The organism is Ulvibacter sp. MAR_2010_11 (assembly GCF_002813135.1).
Taxonomy (GTDB): domain Bacteria; phylum Bacteroidota; class Bacteroidia; order Flavobacteriales; family Flavobacteriaceae; genus Altibacter.
The window spans coordinates 1,431,624-1,452,964 of record NZ_PHTY01000001.1; the positions used below are offsets into that span (position 1 = coordinate 1,431,624).

General features: G+C 41.2%; 14 protein-coding genes. 5 read left to right on the plus strand and 9 right to left on the minus strand.

Annotated elements, in window-relative coordinates; translation table 11 throughout:
- Positions 1–68: 68 nt before the first annotated feature.
- On the minus strand, positions 69–1,127 hold the full coding sequence (locus ATE92_RS06650) for a hypothetical protein (RefSeq protein WP_100802956.1): 1,059 nt from the start codon (positions 1,125–1,127) through the stop codon (positions 69–71).
- Between the two features lie 140 nt (positions 1,128–1,267).
- Between ATE92_RS06650 and ATE92_RS06655 the strand changes: the two genes are divergently transcribed.
- On the plus strand, positions 1,268–3,916 hold the full coding sequence (locus ATE92_RS06655; protein WP_100802957.1) for a DUF5916 domain-containing protein: 2,649 nt from the start codon (positions 1,268–1,270) through the stop codon (positions 3,914–3,916).
- Between the two features lie 82 nt (positions 3,917–3,998).
- Here the strand turns inward: ATE92_RS06655 and polA are convergent, their stop codons facing one another.
- Positions 3,999–6,857: a DNA polymerase I gene (gene polA, locus ATE92_RS06660; RefSeq protein ID WP_100802958.1), complete on the minus strand. Its 2,859-nt coding sequence runs from the start codon at positions 6,855–6,857 to the stop codon at positions 3,999–4,001.
- A gap of 99 nt (positions 6,858–6,956) precedes the next feature.
- Here polA and ATE92_RS06665 point away from each other — a divergent pair, with 99 nt between their 5' ends.
- Positions 6,957–7,889: an isoaspartyl peptidase/L-asparaginase family protein gene (locus ATE92_RS06665; RefSeq protein ID WP_100802959.1), complete on the plus strand. Its 933-nt coding sequence runs from the start codon at positions 6,957–6,959 to the stop codon at positions 7,887–7,889.
- Here the strand turns inward: ATE92_RS06665 and ATE92_RS06670 are convergent.
- Positions 7,877–8,749 carry a cyanophycinase gene (locus ATE92_RS06670; RefSeq protein ID WP_100802960.1) on the minus strand — a complete coding sequence of 291 codons (873 nt, stop codon included), beginning with the start codon at positions 8,747–8,749 and terminating at the stop codon, positions 7,877–7,879. The two genes, ATE92_RS06665 and ATE92_RS06670, sit on opposite strands and share 13 nt — an antisense overlap.
- Positions 8,750–8,843: 94 nt before the next feature.
- Between ATE92_RS06670 and cphA the strand changes: the two genes are divergently transcribed.
- Entirely contained in the window at positions 8,844–11,486 is a 2,643-nt protein-coding gene (cphA, locus tag ATE92_RS06675; RefSeq protein ID WP_100802961.1) for a cyanophycin synthetase, read from the plus strand.
- 53 nt (positions 11,487–11,539) lie between these two features.
- On the opposite strand, the gene ATE92_RS06680 is transcribed toward cphA, so the two are convergent.
- The 6 genes from ATE92_RS06680 to ATE92_RS06705 all read right to left on the minus strand — a co-directional run bounded on the left by ATE92_RS06680 (position 11,540) and on the right by ATE92_RS06705 (position 19,544).
- The gene (locus ATE92_RS06680) at positions 11,540–11,926 is read right to left on the minus strand and encodes a hypothetical protein (RefSeq protein ID WP_100802962.1); all 387 of its coding nucleotides are present in this window, start codon (positions 11,924–11,926) and stop codon (positions 11,540–11,542) included.
- Positions 11,927–11,998: 72 nt separating this feature from the next.
- A complete protein-coding gene (locus ATE92_RS06685) occupies positions 11,999–12,373 on the minus strand; it encodes a hypothetical protein (protein WP_100802963.1) in 375 nt (124 codons plus the stop codon).
- Between the two features lie 56 nt (positions 12,374–12,429).
- Positions 12,430–13,878 carry a hypothetical protein gene (locus ATE92_RS06690; protein ID WP_100802964.1) on the minus strand — a complete coding sequence of 483 codons (1,449 nt, stop codon included), beginning with the start codon at positions 13,876–13,878 and terminating at the stop codon, positions 12,430–12,432.
- A gap of 334 nt (positions 13,879–14,212) precedes the next feature.
- Entirely contained in the window at positions 14,213–15,538 is a 1,326-nt protein-coding gene (locus ATE92_RS06695) for a sugar MFS transporter (protein ID WP_100802965.1), read from the minus strand.
- 9 nt (positions 15,539–15,547) lie between these two features.
- A complete protein-coding gene (locus ATE92_RS06700; protein ID WP_100802966.1) occupies positions 15,548–16,555 on the minus strand; it encodes a N(4)-(beta-N-acetylglucosaminyl)-L-asparaginase in 1,008 nt (335 codons plus the stop codon).
- Between the two features lie 58 nt (positions 16,556–16,613).
- Positions 16,614–19,544 carry a GH92 family glycosyl hydrolase gene (locus ATE92_RS06705; protein WP_100802967.1) on the minus strand — a complete coding sequence of 977 codons (2,931 nt, stop codon included), beginning with the start codon at positions 19,542–19,544 and terminating at the stop codon, positions 16,614–16,616.
- A gap of 106 nt (positions 19,545–19,650) precedes the next feature.
- Here ATE92_RS06705 and ATE92_RS06710 point away from each other — a divergent pair, with 106 nt between their 5' ends.
- Together ATE92_RS06710 and ATE92_RS06715 are read left to right on the plus strand one after the other, a co-directional pair.
- Positions 19,651–20,880 (plus strand): metallophosphoesterase, encoded by a 1,230-nt coding sequence (locus tag ATE92_RS06710; RefSeq protein WP_100802968.1) that lies wholly within the window; start codon positions 19,651–19,653, stop codon positions 20,878–20,880.
- Positions 20,881–20,934: 54 nt separating this feature from the next.
- Positions 20,935–21,231, plus strand: a complete 297-nt coding sequence (locus tag ATE92_RS06715; protein ID WP_100802969.1) for a co-chaperone YbbN — start codon at positions 20,935–20,937, stop codon at positions 21,229–21,231.
- The last annotated feature ends 110 nt before the right edge of the window (positions 21,232–21,341 follow it).

Here is a 21,341-nt window from a genome sequence, read left to right on the forward strand (position 1 = left end):
GGTTAAAGATAAAAAATAGTATGCATGCATAATAAAGTTTAGCATAATTATTTATTCACAAACAAGTCTTATTTAATGATATAAGGGTTTTCGTTTTTATAGTTTCGCACAATAAAATCCAACGCACTCTTTAAAATTTCCCCCATGTTCGTCGCTTTTTTAAAGTTTATATCTCCTGTCATTTTAAATAATTCCTTTTTTAGTTCCTTGATTTTTGCTTCCGAAGAGATGTTGTCAACCGTCATACAATCCATCAACTCTTTAAGGCGGTCTTTTTCGCTTGTTGCTCGCTTGGCCAATAAGGAACGTTCTTCGCGTTTGTATTGCTCTATGGATTCTTCCTGAAGCAGGGCCAAGGTCATTTTCACCAGTTTGTTGTTTTCCTTTAAAAATTGAGGTTTGTACACCTTGGCATTGCCTTCATAACTTTGCTGGTCGAAATCTATGGCACGAATCCGGTATTGAATTCGGTCGAAATCATGTGTGAGGACCATCACATAATTATACGATCTCATGTCACCCAACAAGCGCCCAAAGCATCGTTCGTTAAACTTTACAAATTCCTTTGCAATTTCACGTTTGGCTTGTTCGGAGCAGCTATCCAGATTGTTTGCAATAAAATCGTCGCCCGGAATACCGGAAATATGCTCTTCAATTAAAGTATTCCCATGTACCAGAAAGTTGATGTGATTTGGAGAAAGTAAATGCTCCAGTTCCAGACCGTAAATACGGGAGGCGTCGGCTTTTTTAATGTATAAAAAAATGTAATTATCGTTGAGGATATTTCGCACCTTCACTCTGAAAGGTTTTGTGTTTCCGAAGGTACAGTAGTCAATACTGTCAATATTCAGATAGGGTAGCACCATATCACTTCCATCTGCATGCAAAATGGTGTACATTTTTTTGAGACTCAGCTCTATTTCATCGCGTTCCGATTCAGAATAATAGGTGGAAACCCAAAGAGTGTCATTCCCAAACTTATCGAAGATAGATATCGCCCCCTGAAATCGCAGCAAATCATCGTAATAGATTGGAATTTTAATATTTCTGCCATGACGTGTGAGATATTGAGATAATAGGTTGGAAATCTTATAAGCAGGTTTCTTTTTTGAAATTAATTTTCTCATTGACTCTATTAATATAGCCTAAAGATAGCGCATTTACTAGTTGATGACCTATTTTTTTAATATGTTAAAATTATCTTAAAAACAAGTGGAAGGTGTCACGTTTTTCCGTTTAATAAGTCTTTTAGTTTAAACCAACTACTATGCGCCATCGACTTTCCTTACTTCTCTTGGTGTTTTGCGGCATTACTTTCTCTTCTTTTTCTCAAACTGAAGAAAACACATCCGGCAATCAAGCTAAGCCCGATAAAAAAAGCTATACGACAAAATCTATTGGGCAGACAACGGCTCCAAAAATAGACGGGATCTTGGATGATGCCTCATGGGAAATTGTCGATTGGACCGGAGATTATGTTGAAAATCAGCCTGATAATGGAACGGCACCTACCGAACAGACCAGGTTTAAGATTGTCTATGATGAACATAATTTATATATCGCCGTGCGTTGTTTCGATGCCGAACCCGACAAGATCGTAAGACGTCTGTCCAGACGCGATGGCTTTGAAGGAGACTGGGTAGAATTTAATATTGATAGTTATAATGACGATCGAACAGGGTTTTCATTTACTATAACTGCAGCCGGGGTAAAAGGAGATGAATTTATTTCGAACAACGGTAATAATTGGGACCCGAGCTGGAACCCAATATGGTATGTAAAAACACAGGTTGATGCTGAAGGCTGGACTGCCGAAATGCGCATACCTTTAAGTCAGTTACGCTTTGGAAACGAAGAAGAACAAATTTGGGGATTACAATCAACACGACGTTATTTTAGAAATGAAGAACGCTCATTGTGGCAACCTGTGCTTCCCAATTCGCCGGGATGGGTAAGTGAATTTGGTGAATTAAGAGGATTGATAGGCTTAAAACCTCAGAAACAGCTGGAAATTCAGCCGTATATGCTTACTAAACTAGATACCTACCCCGAAGAAAATGGTAATCCTTTTAGAGATGGAAGCGATGGAACAATAACCGGTGGTGTTGATGCCAAGATTGGGATCACAAACGACCTTACTTTGGACCTTACAATTAATCCGGATTTTGGACAGGTGGATGCAGATCCCGGAGCTATTTCATTGGATGGGTTTGAAATTTTCTTTCAGGAAAGAAGACCTTTCTTTGTTGAAAACAAGAACATATTCGATTATCCTTTCGCCGGGGATCAGGATAATCTATTTTTCTCGAGACGTATAGGTAGAAGCCCACAAGGCTGGGTGAGTGATCCCAACGTCGTCTTTGTTGATCAGCCTATAAACTCAACAATTTTAGGAGCGGCCAAATTTAGTGGAAAGACAAAAAACGGTTGGTCCTTAGGAGTGTTGGAGAGCGTTACCGCCAAAGAATTTGCGAAGACCATCGACTCCAACAATGAAAAAGATAAAACGCTTGTAGAGCCCCTTACCAACTATTTTGTGGGTAGGGCGCAAAAGGATTTTAACGAACGTAATTCATGGATTGGCGGTATTTTTACTGCCACGCACCGAAATATGGACCCCAATGTTTCTTTTCTTCACAGCCATGCCTATTCGGGGGGATTTGATTTTAAGCATCATTGGAAAGAACGGAAATACTATATAGAAGGAGATATGGTTTTAAGTACCGTCCGTGGGAGTGCTGAAGCCATTGAAGGAACACAAAAATCGCTTACGCATCTATTTCAGAGGGTGGATGCTGATCATGTTGATGTAGACCCTACCAAAACCTCATTAACAGGAACCGGCGGACAATTTGAAATTGGAAAAGGCGGAGGAGGAGATTGGAGATATAACATTGGAGGAACTTGGAGGTCACCGGAATTGGAACTGAATGATATCGGATTTTTGAGACAGGCAGATTTAATTCGACAATACTCCAATATTAGACGGCTTTTCAACAAACCCACATCCTGGTACCGACAAGCAAATATTGGATTAAATCAATATTCTACTTATGATTTTGAAGGAAACTACAACCGTATACAGTACGAATTGAATGGATATATAAACTACAAAAACAATTGGTGGTCCGATTTCGGGGCAGCACACAAACCCAGAATCTACAGTAATACTGTTCTTAGAGGAGGCCCAAGATGGAAATGGAACGACGAAAACTATTGGTTTTTGTTTTCAGGAACCGATCAACGTAAAAAGTTGAGTATGACTGCAGGTACGGTTCAATCCAGAGCATCGCAAAACAATTTTTCATTGGATCGTTATGAAATTAGTTTCCGTTACCAACCTATTAACGCAATGAGTATTTCACTGTATACCAATTATGAAGAAAATCCTAACAAAACGCAGTATGTCACCCAAGCCTCATATAACGGAATGCCCAGATATATCACCGGAGAAATAGACAACGACTCGTGGAGTGCCACCCTAAGAGTCAACTATACCATAAATCCGAATTTAACAATTCAATATTACGGGCAACCCTTTATTTTCCGAGCTAATTATTCGAACTTTAACTATGTAAACGACCCTATTGCAGATGACCTGAATGATCGTGTTACCTGGTATGACAACGATCAAATTTCGTTGTCGGAAGGTGTGTATTCTGTAGATGAAGACAGAGATGGTGCCGTAGATTACAGTTTCGGGAAACCCGATTTTGCCTTTGTGCAGTTTAGATCAAATTTGGTGGTGCGATGGGAGTATATTCCCGGTTCCGAGATCTTTTTTGTGTGGTCTCAAGGGGTTACCGGTTTAGGAAATCCGGAAGATAAGTTCAGTGCTTTGGCAGATAAGCAAATTTTCGGGCAACAGCCCCAAAACACCTTTTTGATTAAGGCTACGTATCGGTTTGTATTGTAAGAATCTTATATTTCACTTTAACCTTTAACCTTTAACCTTTAACCTTTAACCTTTAACCTTTAACCTTTAACCTTTACCCTATTTAATGCGCCTCCAACCAGTTTTCACCTGTTCCCATGTCAACATCTAAAGGAACAGCAAGTATATATGCGTTTTCCATTTCAGTTTTAATAAGTGCCTTCATTTCATCCAACTCGGGTTTGTAAATGTCGAATACCAATTCATCATGTACCTGAAGCAACATCCGGCTTTTGTAGTTGGCTTTATTCATTTTTTTATGAATTTGAATCATGGCAATTTTAATGATATCGGCAGCGCTTCCTTGTATAGGAGCATTTACCGCGTTTCTTTCGGCGGCACCTCGCACCACTGCATTTCGGGAATTAATATCCTTTAAATATCTGCGTCGGCCCGAAATAGTCTGCACATAGCCGTTATCTCTGGCAAAGTCCACCAACTCGCTCATATACTTTCGGAGTTTGGGATAGGTTTTGTAGTAGGTGTCAATCAATTCTTTGGCCTCGCTTCGGGATAAATCGGTTTGATTGCTCAATCCAAAGGCCGAAACGCCGTAAATAATACCAAAATTCACCGTTTTGGCATTACCCCGTTGTTCGCGGGTCACTTCGTTTAATGGGATATTAAAAACCTTGGCAGCCGTTGAAGCGTGAATGTCTTCTCCGTTTTTAAACGCCTGAATCATGGTTTCCTCCTTACTCAAAGCAGCAATAATTCGGAGTTCAATTTGAGAATAATCTGCCGAAAGTAAAACATGATCTGAATCTCTGGGGATAAATGCTTTTCGCACTTCACGACCTCGTTCAGTTCTTATGGGAATGTTTTGGAGGTTGGGATTGTTACTTGCCAATCGTCCGGTTGCTGCAACAGTCTGCATATAATCTGTGTGCACCCGATTAGTGGAAGGCTCCACCTGCTCAGGAAGTGCATCAACGTACGTACTTTTCAGCTTTGCTAATCCACGGTATTCCAAAACATTCCGAATAATTTTATGGTCTTTCGCCAAATAGGAGAGGATGTCTTCGGAAGTGGAATACTGCCCTGTTTTTGTCTTTTTAGGTTTGTCGATTAGTTTCAACTTATCGAACAATATTTCACCCAACTGTTTTGGGGAAGCAATGTTGAATTCTTCTCCGGCAGATTCGTAAATGGATGCTTCCAATGTTGTAATGTCTTTTTCTAATTGAACCGATAAGCCCTTCAGAAAATCTTCATCCAGATTAATACCTTCCAACTCCATATCGGCCAAAACCCGCAATAACGGAACTTCTATTTCATCGAATAGTTGTTGGGTATTGGCTTCACCCAGTTCGTTTTGAAAATGCTCTTTTAACTGAAGCGTAACGTCTGCATCTTCCACAGCGTATTCGGTTTGCTTTTCCAATGGAACATCACGCATGGACAATTGATTTTTCCCTTTTTTGCCAATGAGTTCCTCAATAGATACAGGGGTATAATTTAAATAGGTCTCGGCCAGCACGTTCATGTTATGACGCATATCGGGATTAATGAGGTAGTGTGCCAACATGGTATCGAAAAGTTTCCCTTTTACCGTAATGTTGTATTTGGCAAGAACTTTTATGTCGTATTTTAAATTTTGACCAATTTTTTCGATGTGTTCAGCTTCAAAGAAAGGTCGAAGTTGTTCAACTATTTCTTGTGCTGCTGCTCTCTCTTCGGGCATGGGGACATAAAATCCTTTTCCGGCTTCCCATGAAAAAGCAATTCCAACCAGTTCGGCTGTCAACGGATTTAACCCCGTAGTTTCAGTATCGAAGCATACATTGGTTTGCTTCATTAAATTTTGAATAAATAACTTGGTTCCCATCCCTGCTTGTACCGTTTGATAGAAATGTTCGGTGTCATTGATGGTTTTTCGTGAACTGTAGGCCTTGGGAGCCTCGGACGCTTCTCCATCTCCGTCAAATAATGAAAATTGTCCCGCTCCTGCCGATTTAGAACTTTTTGATATAGTTGCCGGGCTTGTTTTATTTTCTGAAGTTGTAGGCCCCGCTGTTTGGGTTCCTTCCGAAGGAGCTTCTAAAGAAAAGGCTTTTAGAAAATTATCGGTAAGCCGTCTAAATTCCAATTCTTCAAAAATTTTGGTTACCTCTTCAATATCCGGATGGGACATTTCGAAGTTTTCCTCGTGAAATTCGACCGGAACGTCCAATAATATTTTAGCGAGTTCCTTGGAGAGCATTCCTAGTTCTTTAGAGGCTTCCACCTTTTCCTTCATTTTTCCTTTTAGCTCGTGTGTATTTGCCAAAAGATTTTCCATGCTTCCGTATTCCTTGATAAATTTTTTGGCGGTTTTTTCACCCACACCCGGAAGTCCGGGGATGTTATCTGCGCTATCGCCCATCATACCCAGCAAGTCTATTACTTGTAGTGGATCTTCCACTTCGAATTTTGCTTTAACTTCAGGAATACCCCAGGTTTCATAACCGCCTCCAAAAACCGGGCGGTACATAAAAATATTTTCAGAAACCAGCTGTGCAAAATCTTTATCGGGCGTCACCATAAAGGTTTGATAGCCTACTTTTTCAGCTTTTTTAGCCAAGGTTCCAATTACATCATCGGCTTCAAACCCTTCTTTTACCATGATGGGAATATGCATGGCCTCCAGAATTTTACAGATATAAGGAACAGCGATTTTTATGGCTTCGGGCGTTTCATCGCGGTTGGCTTTGTATTCGGCGTACATTTCGTTTCTCACATCACTTCCTCCTTTGTCGAAACAAACTGCCAAATGATCGGGGCGTTCACGTTTGATTACATCGATTAGAGAATTGGTAAACCCCAAAATAGCAGAGGTATCCATTCCTTTAGAGTTAATTCGAGGGTTTTTTATAAAAGCGTAATACCCACGGAAAATAAGAGCGTAGGCATCTACTAGAAAGAGTCTTTTTTGATTGGACATGTTTAAAATATATTGAAGAGTATAAAACTACAAAACTTCTCCCGTCAATCGAAATTAATTGAATTGCAATTCGTAATTTTCGCCACTTAAATATTTTCAATGAAAAATTTCTCAATTGCAATCCACGGAGGCGCCGGAACACTTGTAAAAGGTTTGATGACCGCTGAGCTGGAAACACAATACAAAGACGCTTTAGCCACGGCTTTAGAAGCTGGATATACTGTTTTGGAAAAAGGAGGAAGTGCCTTGGATGCTGTGGAAACTTCAGTGAAGTTATTGGAAGATACTCCATTATTTAATGCCGGGAAGGGAGCTGTTTTTACCAATCAGGGGACGCACGAAATGGACGCCGCCATTATGGACGGGAAAACTTTAGATGCAGGTGCAGCTTCATTAATCACGGGAATTAAAAACCCAATTTCTCTGGCACGTGATATCATGGAAAAAACAGATCATGTGTTTTTGGCGGGCCAAGGTGCGATGCAGTTCGCAATAAAGAATAATTATGAAATACTAACACCCGATTATTTTTATGATGAGGTGCGATACCAACAGTGGCAAGGAATTAAGGACAGCACTACCTTTCAATTAGATCACAGCGTAAAGAAAGACGGAAAATTCGGGACAGTTGGTGCCGTAGCTTGTGATATCAATGGAAACATTGCTGCTGCAACTTCAACAGGGGGAATGACCAATAAGAAATGGGGTCGCGTAGGGGACAGCCCAATGATTGGTGCCGGAAATTATGCGAATAACAAAACCTGCGCAGTGAGTTGTACCGGCAGTGGCGAGTTTTTTATACGTGGCGTGGTCGCTTACGATGTATCCTGTCTTATGGAGTACAAAGGGTTGTCTGTGCAGGAGGCAGCTTCGGAAGTAATACATAAAAGAATCATCGAAATAGGGGGAGATGGAGGCTTAATTGCCGTGGATGCAAAAGGCAATATTACCATGCCATTCAATACCGAAGGCATGTACCGTGCTTTTAAAACTTCTGAAGGGGAAAAAGAAATTGCTATCTATAAAGACTGAGCGTCTGTTACTGTTATTCCGTAGGGAGACACCTTTATCTTATTCTTTTTTATATTGAAATGATCTCCGTTAGCCAGAATATGTGTCTTTAAATTGGTTATCGACATTGGCGAACCATCATCAACTCGTTTACGGTTGTTGTGCTTCAGTTTTCTGGGGTCGAATAGAATTACCATCCCGGAGCCGATCACCTCCACTTTATTGCAATCTTTAATGATTAATCCGGTGTCTTCAGCAAGCCCTATCCCCAATAATTTTGGAAATTTGGCCACGGCCTCTGCCAATCTTCCGAAGCGTCCGCGACGAATAAAATGTGAGTCGATAATTAGGTTGGGAATAAATCCCATGCCTTCACCCATTCCTGTGGCGCCTTTGGTAAACGCTTCTTTGATACCGCCACCGGTGATCATTTCTTGAGACATACACATGGCACCTGCGCTGGTTCCGGCAATTACGAAACGTTCCTTTTTGTAACGCTCCATCATAATTTTGTGTAGTGTAGTACCGCCAATTTCACGGGTAATGTTCGATTGATTTCCACCCGAAAACATGACACAGTTTGCTTTTTTGATGCGTTTTATGTTTTCAGGTTCTTCAGATTGAGAACGTTCCCGGATGTCCATAACGTGCAAATTGGTACATCCCAATTTCCTAAAGGCATGTAAATAGTTCTCGCCAACTTCCTCGGGAATACTGGAAGCCGTAGGAATAATAACAATGGAAGCATCCTTGCCTCCACTCTCTTTTACCACTCTGGAAAGGATCCCTTCCTGTATAAATTCGAGATGATAAATCTCGCTTATTTCTATTCCCTTGTCTTCATTTCCACCTATGGGAATTAAGATTCCTTTTACGCTCATGGACTAATTTTATTGACCGCAAAAATAGGAGTTTTGTTCTAAAAAAAATTATATATTTATAATCTTTCACTATTGTCACACTAAACCACCAACTATGAAAATAAGAGAAATAAATGCAATGCGCGGCCCCAATTACTGGTCGGTGCGCCGTCATAAGCTAATTGTTATGGTGCTGGACTTGGAAGAGATGGAGGAAATTCCATCTAATAAGGTTCCGGGGTTTAGTGACAGGCTTAAGGAAATGTTTCCCAGCATGTTTTCTCATCGATGTTCGGTAGGGGAACCCGGCGGATTTTTTCAGCGGGTGGATGACGGTACCTGGATGGGGCATATCATAGAGCATATAGCTTTAGAAATTCAGACCTTGGCAGGTATGGACACCGGCTTCGGAAGGACCCGTGACTACGGTGAGAAAGGAGTTTATAATGTAGTTTTCTCGTATATGGAAGAAAATGTCGGTCGGTTTGCGGCCGAGGCAGCGGTGCGTATATGTGAATCCCTAATTGCTGGAGAAGCCTATGCGATGGACGACGATATTCAGACCATGCGCGAGTTGAGGGAGGCGGAGCGTTTGGGCCCCAGTACCGGATCTATAGTGGAAGAAGCTGCCAGCCGTGGAATTCCGTGGATACGATTAAATAAATATTCGCTCTGTCAGTTAGGATATGGCGCCAATCAGAAGAGAATTCAGGCTACCGTTACTTCTGAAACATCATCCATAGGAGTAGAGTTGGCTTGCGACAAGGAAGACACCAAATTTCTACTGGAGCAGGCAGAAGTAGAAGTGCCAAAAGGGGATATAATAAGAAGAGAAAGCAGCCTTGAAGAGGCCTGCAGATATGTGGGATTTCCATTAGTGATAAAGCCGGTAGACGGGAATCACGGAAGAGGAATTACGGTCGATATTCAAAATTATGAAGAGGCCCTTGTAGCCTTCCATAATGCCAAAGAAAGTTCTAAAAGTGGTGCGATAATAGTCGAAAAATTTATCACCGGAAGAGATTATCGATTACTGGTTATCAATAACAAACTTGTTGCTGCTGCCTTACGCACTCCTGCTCATGTGGTTGGTGACGGGAAATCAACCGTTCAGGAATTAATTGATTTAGTAAACAGCGATCCACGTCGTGGATATGGACATGAAAATGTATTGACGCAAATTACAGTAAACGATTTAACCAAAAGCATTGTAAAAGACGCAGGTTACACATTAGATTCGGTTATTCCGAAGGATGAAATGCTCCTTTTAAAGGATACCGCAAACCTTAGTACCGGAGGAACTGCCGAAGATGTAACCGATATTATGCATCCCGAGAATGTAGAAATGGCGGAGCGTATTTCAAGGATTATCGACCTTGATATTTGTGGCATCGATGTAATGACCACCGATATTAGCAAGCCACTTTCTGAAACAGGAGGTGCTGTATTAGAGGTGAATGCCGGTCCCGGATTTAGAATGCATTTGGCACCAACCTCCGGACTTCCCAGAAATGTAGCGGCACCGGTAGTGGACAAGTTATTCCCAACGCTTGGGGATACAGGTAGAATTCCTATTATCGCAATTACAGGAACTAACGGAAAGACTACCACCAGCAGGTTGATAGCACATATTGCAAAAATGAACGGCTTCAGAGTAGGCTATACCACCAGTGATGGGGTATATATTCAAAACAGGTTATTAATGCGGGGAGATTGTACCGGCCCTGCAAGTGCTGAATTTGTACTCAAAGATCCCACGGTGAATTTTGCAGTTTTGGAATGCGCTAGGGGCGGATTGTTGCGAGCAGGTTTAGGCTTTCATAAATGTGATGTTGGAATCGTGACCAATGTAGAAGCAGATCACCTCGGACTTAAGGGAATTCATACTGTAGAGCAATTAGCCAAGGTGAAAGGGGTTATCCCCGAAACGGTTTTACCCGAAGGCTATGCTATTTTAAACGCCGATGACGATTTGGTGTACGATATGCGACGCACTGTAAATTGTAATGTTGCGTTGTTCTCGATGGACGAAAACAACCCCAGAATTCAGGCGTTACAGCGTTTAGGAGGAATCACGGCAGTATTTGAAGATGGTTTTGTCACTATTTGCAGAGGTGTTTGGAAGATGCGAATTATGAGAGTTGAACAAATTCCATTAACCTATGGAGGGAAGGCAACCTTTATGATTAAAAATGTATTGGCGGCGGTACTGGCAGCCCATGTTCGTGGAATAAGTATTCAGGATATAAAAGCTTCGTTAGAAACCTTTATTCCCTCGGCATCACAGACTCCCGGACGGCTTAATCTTTTTCATTTTGATAACTTTAAGGTGTTATTGGACTACGCCCATAATCCTGCCGGGATGAGAGCCCTAAAACAATTTATCGATACCATTGAGTGCACCAAAAAAGTGGGCATCATCGCCGGGGTGGGAGATAGAAGAGTGGAGGACAATAACGAAATGGGAAGTTTGGCTGCCGAAATGTTCGATGAAATTATTATTAGACAAGACAAACATTTGCGTGGAAAAACTGAAGATGAACTCATAAAAATGTTGAGTGACGGGATAAAGATGAAAGACCCAAAGAAAAAGACAACGATCATCCCTTCCGAAAGAGAGGCGATTACCTTTGCGGTAAATCATGCCCAAAAGGACTCGCTCATTGTACTTTGCAGCGATGTAATACCCGATGCCTTAGATTTGGTGACCAGATTCAAGGAGCAAGAAGCAAACGGAGCAGTAGAATTTTCGCTATAGGATAAAAAAACCCCTGCAACGCAGGGGCTAAGCTCCTCCTCCTCAAAAGGATCTTATCGAATTTGTTCTATTTCAAAATAGAAGCGATGTTCTATGCCTGTTGGGTCTAAGGTGACAACACTTCCGTACGGATTGTAAACAAAAATTTCCACAAAATCTGTCGCGTTCAAACTAACAATGCAATCGGCTGTGGCGATTATATTTGAACTAATTCCATAGACATAGTTTTCGGAATATAGGGTGCCATTTACATAAACTGCTATATTCAGAAGCGTCGTTGCCGCATTTTCATAATATCCCGCATGCACCCGGTAGTATCCGGTATTTGTAGCTACAAATCTGTTATTGGTTGTGTTAAACTCGGTATTTGTGTCAATTAATGCATTATCATAGTCAAGTTTTGTCCATGATAGTGCAGGAAGATTTTGTGTGCCACTCATTAAAGCTCGAACCACCGATCCATTATTTGAACTACCCCAACTTACATTGCCTGAACCATCGGTGGTTAATACCTACCCGTTGGAACCGTCGGTTGTGGGAAAGGCATAACCGGTTCCCGATGGGTTTCCTATTTGAAATTCACTATTCGTTCTTAAAATGTTATTATCAAATTCACCATAAATTAAGGCATTGTTGGCTCCGGCTGAAGAATTTTCAATAAATATTTTGTTATTGCCGGTAGATCCATACCCGGCCTGATAGCCAATCATTACACTTCCGGATCTAGTTATTGTGGTAGCTGCAGAACCAGCTTGATAGCCCAATAGTACATTGTTATTGCCATCTACATATTCTCCTGCTTCACGTCCCAAGGCGGTATTAAAATTACCTTGAGTTCTCATTAATGCTTGATAGCCAATACCGGTATTACTATTATTTGAAATCATTTCATAGTTGGCTTGGTATCCTAAAGCGACATTTGCATTTCCTGTTTCATTATCAATTAATGCACCGGACCAATAGCTGTATTTTCATCTCCGGTTGTGTTGTCTCTTAGACTATACCCTCCAACAGCTACGTTTGAATCGGCGTTGGTGTTATTCAATAGCGATTGATGACCAATTGCAATATTTCCACCTCCGCTAGTGTTAGTTTGTAAGGCTCTGTTTCCAATAGCAATATTTTCAATACCGGTAGATGTGTTCTGCATAGCATTCCAACCAATTCCTACATTTTTATTATCGGTGCTATCGTCTGCAGCTCCGGCGCTTATTCCTAAAAACACAGAGGAACCGTTGTTTGTACCGTCAATGTCACTTTTCCCGTCAATAAGGTCATTGATCCGTTCTACTCCTGCAGCTGAATCTTGAAACGTTACAATTCCTGCACCATCGGTGGTTAGTACTTGTCCAGCGGTGTCATCGGTGTTCGGCAAAGTATATGCATCATTAATGTTCATGCTGCCATTCTTATACACAATTAATGCATTACTTGGTGTTGCCCCAACTCCATTTCCCAAGACAAAAAGCCTATCTGCTGCATTAAATGTGGTAGCGGAATTTGCTGTATAGGAGGTATTATTAAACCCAAAAACCGTTTCTCCATACGAATAGGAGGTCACACCTTCTCCTTTGGCAAAACTATGCACCCCATAAGAATTAACTCCATAACCAACAGCCCAGGAATAATCATCGCGGGCATTCGTTTGATTTCCAAATACTACCGCATACTCTGAATTATTGGTGTATGAATATGATCCAAAAGCAAATGAATTATCGCCATCAGCAGCACTATTGTATCCGGTTACGAACGAATAATCTCCGGTAGCTTCACTGTCGTAACCCAGTGAAACCGATGCAAATCCCGAGGCCATACTTCTTCGGTTTACGGCAAATGAATAATCTCCAATGTTAGCATCATCCCATCTCGCATCTTCAGAATAGCCTGCTCTAAAAGCTGCTTTTCTGGGATTGAAAAACATACGGGTTCCTGTACCTGTGATCTCAGTATCGATTAGGTCCCCGCTTCCAAAAGTGCCGGTAACTAAAAATCCGTCATCACCATTAATACGTATGGCACCGTCTGTTGCATTTATGTTTTTTCCACTCCCTGCTCCTCCTTCATCATAGGCTTCGTCGAGTGTATTTTGGGTATCAACACCTCCTCCAACCGAAACCCATGAAGTTGTGCCTTGATCCCAATAATAAAAACCTTTTGCAGGGGTACCATTCCCTGTAGCGAAAACCATCATACCATCCTGATCTATTGCGGGAGGCGTTAAAGGAAAATTATCGATACGGGGAATTAAAATGCCATCTGTGTTTGCAGGAGTAGCAACATTGTTTGCGCTAATATCTAAACTGGCCTTTGGATCTGTGTTGTTTATACCAACCTGTGACAACCCAATGAACGAAGTTAGAAGAAAACTGATAAATAGAAATGCTTTTTTCATGCCGGTGTATTTTGAGTGATACCAGAGCCAAGTAGGTTTTCAACTCAATAAAGTAGATTGGAGACTTCAAAAATAAGGATGGAAGAATTTTTAAACCTCTATGAAATCATAGAGTTTAAAAAATCTATGATTTCATAAAAAGCACTTATTTATGTGATAAAGACTAAGGAGAAAGGAGTTTCTGGGAAAGGGTATAAAATTGAAAAGCCATCACAGATGTGATGACTTTTCGCCCCAAATTTGATCGATAACCCAGGTTATCAACCTACTTATGTCCTGCAAAGCTACAAAAATAATTGATTGTACCTCTATTTTAAGAAAAATATAAGAGTGTTCAAAATTCACGTTGGTTGCGCAAAACTCTTTTATTCAGCTTATTAACAGCGAAGAACACAATATATCCATAGCAGGATATCAATAAGAGTAATGCCAATTTAAAGCCCATTTGATCGGTGAAAAAACCGTACAAGGGTGGAATTACAGCCCCGCCCACTATGGCCATACAAAGGAGCCCGGAGGCTCGTGGCTTTAAGTCTCCCAATCCGTCGATGGTGAGTGTAAAAATGGTTGGAAACATGATAGAATTAAACAAACCAACCGCCAGTATAGACCATAGCGCTACGAGGCCTGCCGTATTCATGGAGAGAAAGAGCATTGTAATGGCCAAAATGGCAAAAACAGCCAGCACTTTTGCCGGACTTATAATTTTGGTTAAATAGGCCCCGATAAAGCGGCCTACCATGGCACCGCTCCAATAAAATACTACAAAGGCACCCACAATGGCTTTTGGGTCGTTAAGACTTAAATCGCTGTTTAAAATGCGTTCGGCAAGAAACTTCATTGTTTCGTTTTCCCGAATTGCTTCGGCCAGATTCATATCGAGAAAATAGTTTACCAAATAGCTGCCTATAGCCACTTCGGCACCCACATAGACGAATATCCCGATTACTCCCGTCAAAACCATTCTATTTCTAAGTAAGGAAAATGCATTCCCCACTTTTTTTTCCTGAAGCACTTTCGGAAGTTTTATAAAAACAAACAAAAGTGACAATAGGGCGATAAAACCGGCAATCCATAGAAATGGGGTTTGTACGGCTCCCGCTTCAGAAACATAATACGCCTTTTGTTCCACTTCAGTTAAAACCGAAATTTCTTCCGAATTTTTAATAGTATCGCTCAATAAAAACATAGCGCCTACCACCGGAGCTATAGCCGTCCCTAACGAATTAAACGCCTGAGACAAATTCAACCTGCTGGAAGCACCATTTTCACTTCCTAAGACCGAAACATAGGGATTGGCTGCAACCTGTAGTATGGTTATTCCCGCCGCCAGCGTAAAATACCCCACCAAAAACACCCAAAACAATCTGTTTGAAGCAGCAGGATAGAACAACAAACACCCTAATGCCATGGTCACCAATCCAATTACAATTCCTTTTTGATACCCAATTCGGGATAACAAGGTCCCTGCAGGTACAGAAAACACAAAATAGGCGATAAAAAAGGCAAATTGTACCAACCCTGCCTGGAAATAAGATAATTCGAAAACATCCTTAAGTCTAGGAATAAGACTATCAACAAGTACGGTGATAAACCCCCATAGGAAGAAAAGAATCGTAATAATAATAAATGCCGAACGGTAGTTTTTGGTGGTCGTCATATTGGTAGCTTAGCCTTTGTTATGGTAATTAGATAGAATGTTTTCATTCTTATCCTTATGATACTTTGTAACAGAGAAGCCTTCATGAATGCTGTAAAAACCGGTTTCCCCTTTTTTGTTGACTGCAATATAACCCACTTGAAAATCTTTAAAATCCGGACTTTTTTTAATGATACGTCCAATGGCTTCTTCGCAGGCCTGCTGTGGTGATTTTCCATGACGCATTAATTCAACGATTAAAAAGCTTCCTACCGTTTTTAAAACCTCTTCTCCCAGGCCGGTTGCAGTAGCGCCCCCTACTTCATTATCGATAAAAAGACCGGAGCCAATAATTGGAGAATCTCCTACACGACCTGCCATTTTATAGGCCAAGCCACTGGTGGTGCATCCTCCCGAAATATCGCCATTTTTATCGATGGCCAACATCCCTATGGTATCGTGGTTTTCAATATTGATGATAGGTTTGTATTCTGATGTCTTTTTCCATTCCACCCATGCTTTTTTGGAGGCTTCGGTTAATAAATTTTCACGTTTAAATCCTTCCGAAACCGCAAATTGTTCGGCTCCGGTTCCTGCCAAAATCACGTGGGGAGTTTTTTCCATCACCTTTCGCGCTACCGAAATTGGATGGACAATATGCTGCATATACAGCACCGCGCCATAATCGCCTTCCTTGTTCATAATACATGCGTCCAGCGTTACATTTCCGTCTCTGTCGGGTAAACCCCCTATTCCAACCGATTGTCCTTCGGCGTTGGCTTCTTCTACCATACAACCCTGCTCTATGGCGTCCAAAGCCGAACCTCCGTTTTGAATGACCTCCCATGCTTTTCCGGTCGATTCGGGGACATTCCAGGTTGCAATTACTATAGGAAAATTAGCTGTTGAAGCTGTCGTTGCAGCTACTGCTTCCGAAGGCATTTCCGAAGAACCTTCCTTACAACTCATTGCTGACGCACCGGCAATAACTCCAATACTAGTTAAGCTTGCTCGCTGAATAAATTTTCTTCGTTTCATAACTCGTAATTATTGGTTAGTTGTGTTGCTCATTTCAGAAGTAATTTTTCGGCATGACTTATTTAATTTCGATTTCATCCACAAAAAGCCACGCCTTTCCATTAAAGGGGGCTCCCAAATGCCACTTGGGAAGGTCTCCAAAATTCTTGGCTACAATTTTTACATATCGGGCGCTGTATCCCTTCATGCTAAATCGAATGGTTTTCAATTCGGTTTCTTCCGAAGGTATTTCGGCGGAGATTTTTTGAGCAGGTAAATTTTTATAAAAAGTTTTACTGTCCGAAACATAGCATTCCACCTGGGTAGGGTAAAAAATCCAGCTGCTTTGGTCCTGTAAAAAATTTACACTTATCGAATCAATAGGTCTTACACTTCCCAAATCGACAATCGCGACAAGATCTGTATCCTGATAGCCCTGCCAGGCACCGGTTCTAAAATCGCTTGCCCCTCGAATGCCGTCAATTAATGCATTGTCCCCGCCACCGTTATACTGATTGGCATACTCGGTTTCCAATTGAATGCTGAGGTTGGGGTCAATTTTATAGAATTTGGTAGTTTGTGTGCTGCTTTTTATCCCATTCTTTTGGGCGTAAGTGGCAACGGTGCTTTCTTCGGAAATGGTAAAAGGCGCGTTGTATTTTTTGGCTTCGGAATTGTTAATACTGTAAAAGATTTCACTTCCTTCCGAAGCTGCCTCCAGGCGAATTGTTGTTTCCTTTTTAAATGCCACATCTCCTTCAGCTATAAAAGGCGCAGGAGTAATAAGATGCTCAGTAATTTCAGTATTAGGGATATCGGCGTCATTTGTTCCCCACTCTGAAGGAGCATTCGTCATGGTAAAAACCAACTCTCCGCCTTCTATTATATCGGAATGAAAAAGATAACTTCTGGGTAGCGGCTTGCCATTCAGTGTAACCGAAGCAATGTATTTGTTGGTTTCTGAGACTCCATCAGCAACCACGGTAAATTGTTTCCCACTCTCTAAATGAATCGTGGCCTTGTCAAATAAAGGGGTTCCAATAATATACTGATTGCTTCCCGGGGTAACAGGATAGAAGCCCAGAGAACTTAAGACATACCAGGCACTCATTTGTCCGCAGTCCTCATTCCCGCTAATGCCATCCGGATCATTTTTGTAAAGCCCGGTAAGTACTTGATGCACGATCTCCTGAGTTTTGTAGGGCTTGTTTACAAAATTATACAGATAAGCCATGTGATGACTGGGCTCATTGCCATGCGCATACTGCCCAATCAATCCTGTAATATCGGCCTGTTCCCGTCCCGAAGTTTCACTTTTTGCCGAGAATAATTGGTCTAAATGTGCTTCCAATGTATTCTTTCCACCCATCAAATTCATCAGTCCTGAAATGTCCTGAGGAGCATACAAACTGTACTGCCAGGCGTTGGCTTCGGTGTAATTAAAATTTACTTCAAATGGGTCGAAAGGAGAAAACCAGGTATTCCGAAATCGTCCTTGCATAAAGTTGGATTCCGGATTAAAAACGTTTTTGTAGTATTGAGCCCGCTGCGAAAACAGTTTATAATCCTCGGTTTTTCCTAACTTCTTGGCCATTTGGGCAATGGTCCAGTCGTCGTAGGCGTATTCCAAGGTTTTCGAAACCGATTCACTTTCGGCTTCCACGGGAATAAAGCCCGCTTTTTTATAGGATTCCAACCCTAATTTATCTTGCATGGAACTGTGTTTCATGGCTTCGAAGGCCTTTTCGGCATCAAATCCGTCAATCCCTTTTAAATACGCATCGGCAATAACAGGGACAGCGTGGTAGCCAATCATACAACCCGTATAATTTGCCGAAAGATCCCAAATGGGCATGATTCCGCCTTCATCGTACTTCGCTAAAAAAGTATTGATAAAATCTTTGGTGCGCTCCTGCTCGATAATGGTGTATAAAGGGTGCGCCGCTCTGTAAGTGTCCCACAGCGAGAAAACCGTATAGTAATCGAAATTGGTTGTTTGATGAATTTCCAGATCCATTCCGCGATAACGACCGTCCACATCCTGATACAAATTTGGAGCAATCATGGTGTGATATAAGGCAGTATAGAAGTTGGTTTTATAATCTTCGTTGGAGCTTTCAATAACAATTTTTTCAAGTTGTTGTTCCCAGGTGGCTTCTGCTTCAGACTTAATTTCGTCGAAGCTTTTACTTCCGATTTCGGTTTCGAGATTTTTTTTAGCCCCTTCCTCGTCTACTGCCGAAATTCCAATGGAAATGTAGACGGGTTCATTATTGGGGTTTATAAATAGTAGCGCTGCTTTTCTTCCTCCGGTCATACCTTGAAGGGGAGGCGATTGCAACATATCGTTAAATGGATGAGAAGTTCTCATATAAAAATAAAGCCGCTGGTCCTTTGCCCAGGCTTCAGAAAAGCGATAACCTTTAATTTCTGTATTTGAAACAATTTCAATGTTGGCATCAAGCACTTTATCACGATGTATCAAATCTAAAATCACAAATTGATCTTCAGCCGAAGGGTAAACATATTTATGCATTCCCGCCCGTGGCGTTACTGTAAGTTCCACTTCAATATTTGTTGAATCCAGAAGCACTCTGTAATAACCGGGGGAAGCAGTTTCATTGTCATGCGAAAAATGGGCTCGGTAACCCGCTTGGCCATCGGCACCATTGTTAAAGACAATTATATTTGTGGGCATTAGCAAGATATCTCCATAATCGCTTACTCCGGTACCACTAAGATGTGTATGCGAAAAACCGTAGATATAGCTGTCGCTGTAATGATAGCCGCTGCAACCGTCCCATCCTTCCAGACGGGTATCCGGACTCAATTGCATCATCCCAAAGGGCATGGTTGCTCCGGGGTAAGTATGACCATGACCTCCGGTTCCGATAAAAGGATTGACATAGGTAATTAGAGAAGCATCTTTTTTGGCCGGTGTAACAGAAGTCGGTTTGGAGCAACTAATGAAGAATATAAAAACCAGGCCAAAAAAAAAGATTTTTTTCATGAAGTCTTAATAAGCTGAAAAGATACTAAAAACCGTTAAAAAAAAGTGAATGTAGGTTTCAACTTTTTGAAAGGTAGTATCTTTAAAAACTCTCAAAAAACCATACATGCTGCGTTGGATTATTTTTATTGTCGTTTATATACTTATCGATTTGTATGCCTTTCAAGCCCTAAAAACGGTAACGAAAAATCCTTGGATCCAGTGGTTGTATGCAATTATTTCGGTAGGGATACTTTTACTGTTTATCTATCAACTAACACAAGGTTCGTCTACTCGTACCATGACACCCGGGAGGATGTATGTTTTTGGCTTCTTTTTGGCCATATTAATCCCGAAATTGGTGCTAATTATTGTGATGTTCGGCGAAGATATCATTCGATTGTTTGTAGGTGCTTTTTCAAAAATAGCTGGAAGTGATGAAGGATTTTATATTCCATCCCGCAGAAAATTTATAAGTGCTGTTGCCTTGGGAATCGCTGCCATTCCGTTTACATCGTTGTTGTACGGAATGTACAAGGGGAGATATAACTATAAAGTTTTAAAATACACGCTCGAATTTGACGATTTACCGCAAAGTTTCGACGGCTATACACTTACTCAGATTAGTGATATTCACAGCGGTAGTTTCGACAATGAAAAAAAGGTAAAATATGCCGTCGATTTGGTAAATGAACAAGGCAGTGATGTGATTCTTTTTACGGGAGATTTGGTGAATAATATAGCCGAAGAGATGCAGGACTGGAAAGATTTATTCTCAACCCTCAAGGCAAAAGATGGGGTATATTCCGTGCTGGGAAATCACGACTATGGCGATTATGTGAATTGGGAATCGGAAGCCGCCAAAACCGAAAATTTATCTCAACTGAAGCAACTACAACGCGATATGGGTTGGGATTTATTGTTAAATGAAAACAGAACGTTGGAACGGAACGGAGAGGCTATAAAGCTCATCGGTATTGAAAACTGGGGCGCCGGCGGTTTTAAAAAAGCCGGAGATCTCGACAAAGCCTGTGAGAATATTGCAGTAGAAGATTTTAAAATACTCATGAGCCACGATCCTTCGCATTGGCAAGAACAGGTTAAGGAAGACAAGCGCAACATTCAACTTACATTAAGCGGTCATACCCATGGGATGCAATTTGGAATTGAAATCCCGGGTTGGATTAAATGGAGTCCTGTAAAATATCGTTATGAAAACTGGGCGGGAATCTATGAAGAATTTGGACGTTATATTAACGTAAATCGCGGTTTTGGTTACCTAGGATATCCCGGACGTGTGGGAATTTGGCCCGAAATCAGCGTAATCACACTTAAAAAACGCCGTATTGATGCTTAATTTACGGGAAATGCTATATTTGTAATACCAATGTTCAAGTAACACTTTAGATAGATGTCAAAATTTGGGGAATTAATTGAAACTCGGGTTCCTGTTTTGTTAGACTTTTATGCCGAATGGGACGAAGCCTGCAAAGGAATGCATCCGGTGCTACGTGATGTAGCTGCTGCTTTAGGTGATAAGGCACGGGTTATAAAAATAGATATCGATAAAAACAAAGAACTGGCCGAAGCTCTTCGCGTTAAAGGCCTTCCTACGCTTATGATTTACAAAAACGGCGAAATGAAATGGCGCCAAAGCGGGGAACAGGATGCCAATACCTTGATTGGACTGGTAAAGGAATTTGTTTAGACAAACTGCACAAACTTAAATTTTTCTTCCACATTTATTTTTTTTCAATTTTCTGAAAATCAGAATACTAAAATTTATCGTGTACCGGTTATCGGAGAAATTTCACTTTT

What these genes read in the sequence shown, in the direction of transcription:
- ATE92_RS06685 (WP_100802963.1), bottom strand. Translation starts at nt 12,373, where the DNA reads ATGATTTCAAATAATAGTAATACCGGTATTGGCTATCAAGCATTAATG.
- ATE92_RS06710 (WP_100802968.1), top strand. Translation starts at nt 19,651, where the DNA reads ATGCTGCGTTGGATTATTTTTATTGTCGTTTATATACTTATCGATTTG.
- ATE92_RS06715 (WP_100802969.1), top strand. Translation starts at nt 20,935, where the DNA reads ATGTCAAAATTTGGGGAATTAATTGAAACTCGGGTTCCTGTTTTGTTA.
- ATE92_RS06665 (WP_100802959.1), top strand. Translation starts at nt 6,957, where the DNA reads ATGAAAAATTTCTCAATTGCAATCCACGGAGGCGCCGGAACACTTGTA.
- ATE92_RS06695 (WP_100802965.1), bottom strand. Translation starts at nt 15,538, where the DNA reads ATGACGACCACCAAAAACTACCGTTCGGCATTTATTATTATTACGATT.
- ATE92_RS06680 (WP_100802962.1), bottom strand. Translation starts at nt 11,926, where the DNA reads ATGAGTGGCACACAAAATCTTCCTGCACTATCATGGACAAAACTTGAC.
- polA (WP_100802958.1), bottom strand. Translation starts at nt 6,857, where the DNA reads ATGTCCAATCAAAAAAGACTCTTTCTAGTAGATGCCTACGCTCTTATT.
- ATE92_RS06705 (WP_100802967.1), bottom strand. Translation starts at nt 19,544, where the DNA reads ATGAAAAAAATCTTTTTTTTTGGCCTGGTTTTTATATTCTTCATTAGT.
- ATE92_RS06690 (WP_100802964.1), bottom strand. Translation starts at nt 13,878, where the DNA reads ATGAAAAAAGCATTTCTATTTATCAGTTTTCTTCTAACTTCGTTCATT.
- ATE92_RS06700 (WP_100802966.1), bottom strand. Translation starts at nt 16,555, where the DNA reads ATGAAACGAAGAAAATTTATTCAGCGAGCAAGCTTAACTAGTATTGGA.
- ATE92_RS06655 (WP_100802957.1), top strand. Translation starts at nt 1,268, where the DNA reads ATGCGCCATCGACTTTCCTTACTTCTCTTGGTGTTTTGCGGCATTACT.
- ATE92_RS06670 (WP_100802960.1), bottom strand. Translation starts at nt 8,749, where the DNA reads ATGAGCGTAAAAGGAATCTTAATTCCCATAGGTGGAAATGAAGACAAG.
- ATE92_RS06650 (WP_100802956.1), bottom strand. Translation starts at nt 1,127, where the DNA reads ATGAGAAAATTAATTTCAAAAAAGAAACCTGCTTATAAGATTTCCAAC.
- cphA (WP_100802961.1), top strand. Translation starts at nt 8,844, where the DNA reads ATGAAAATAAGAGAAATAAATGCAATGCGCGGCCCCAATTACTGGTCG.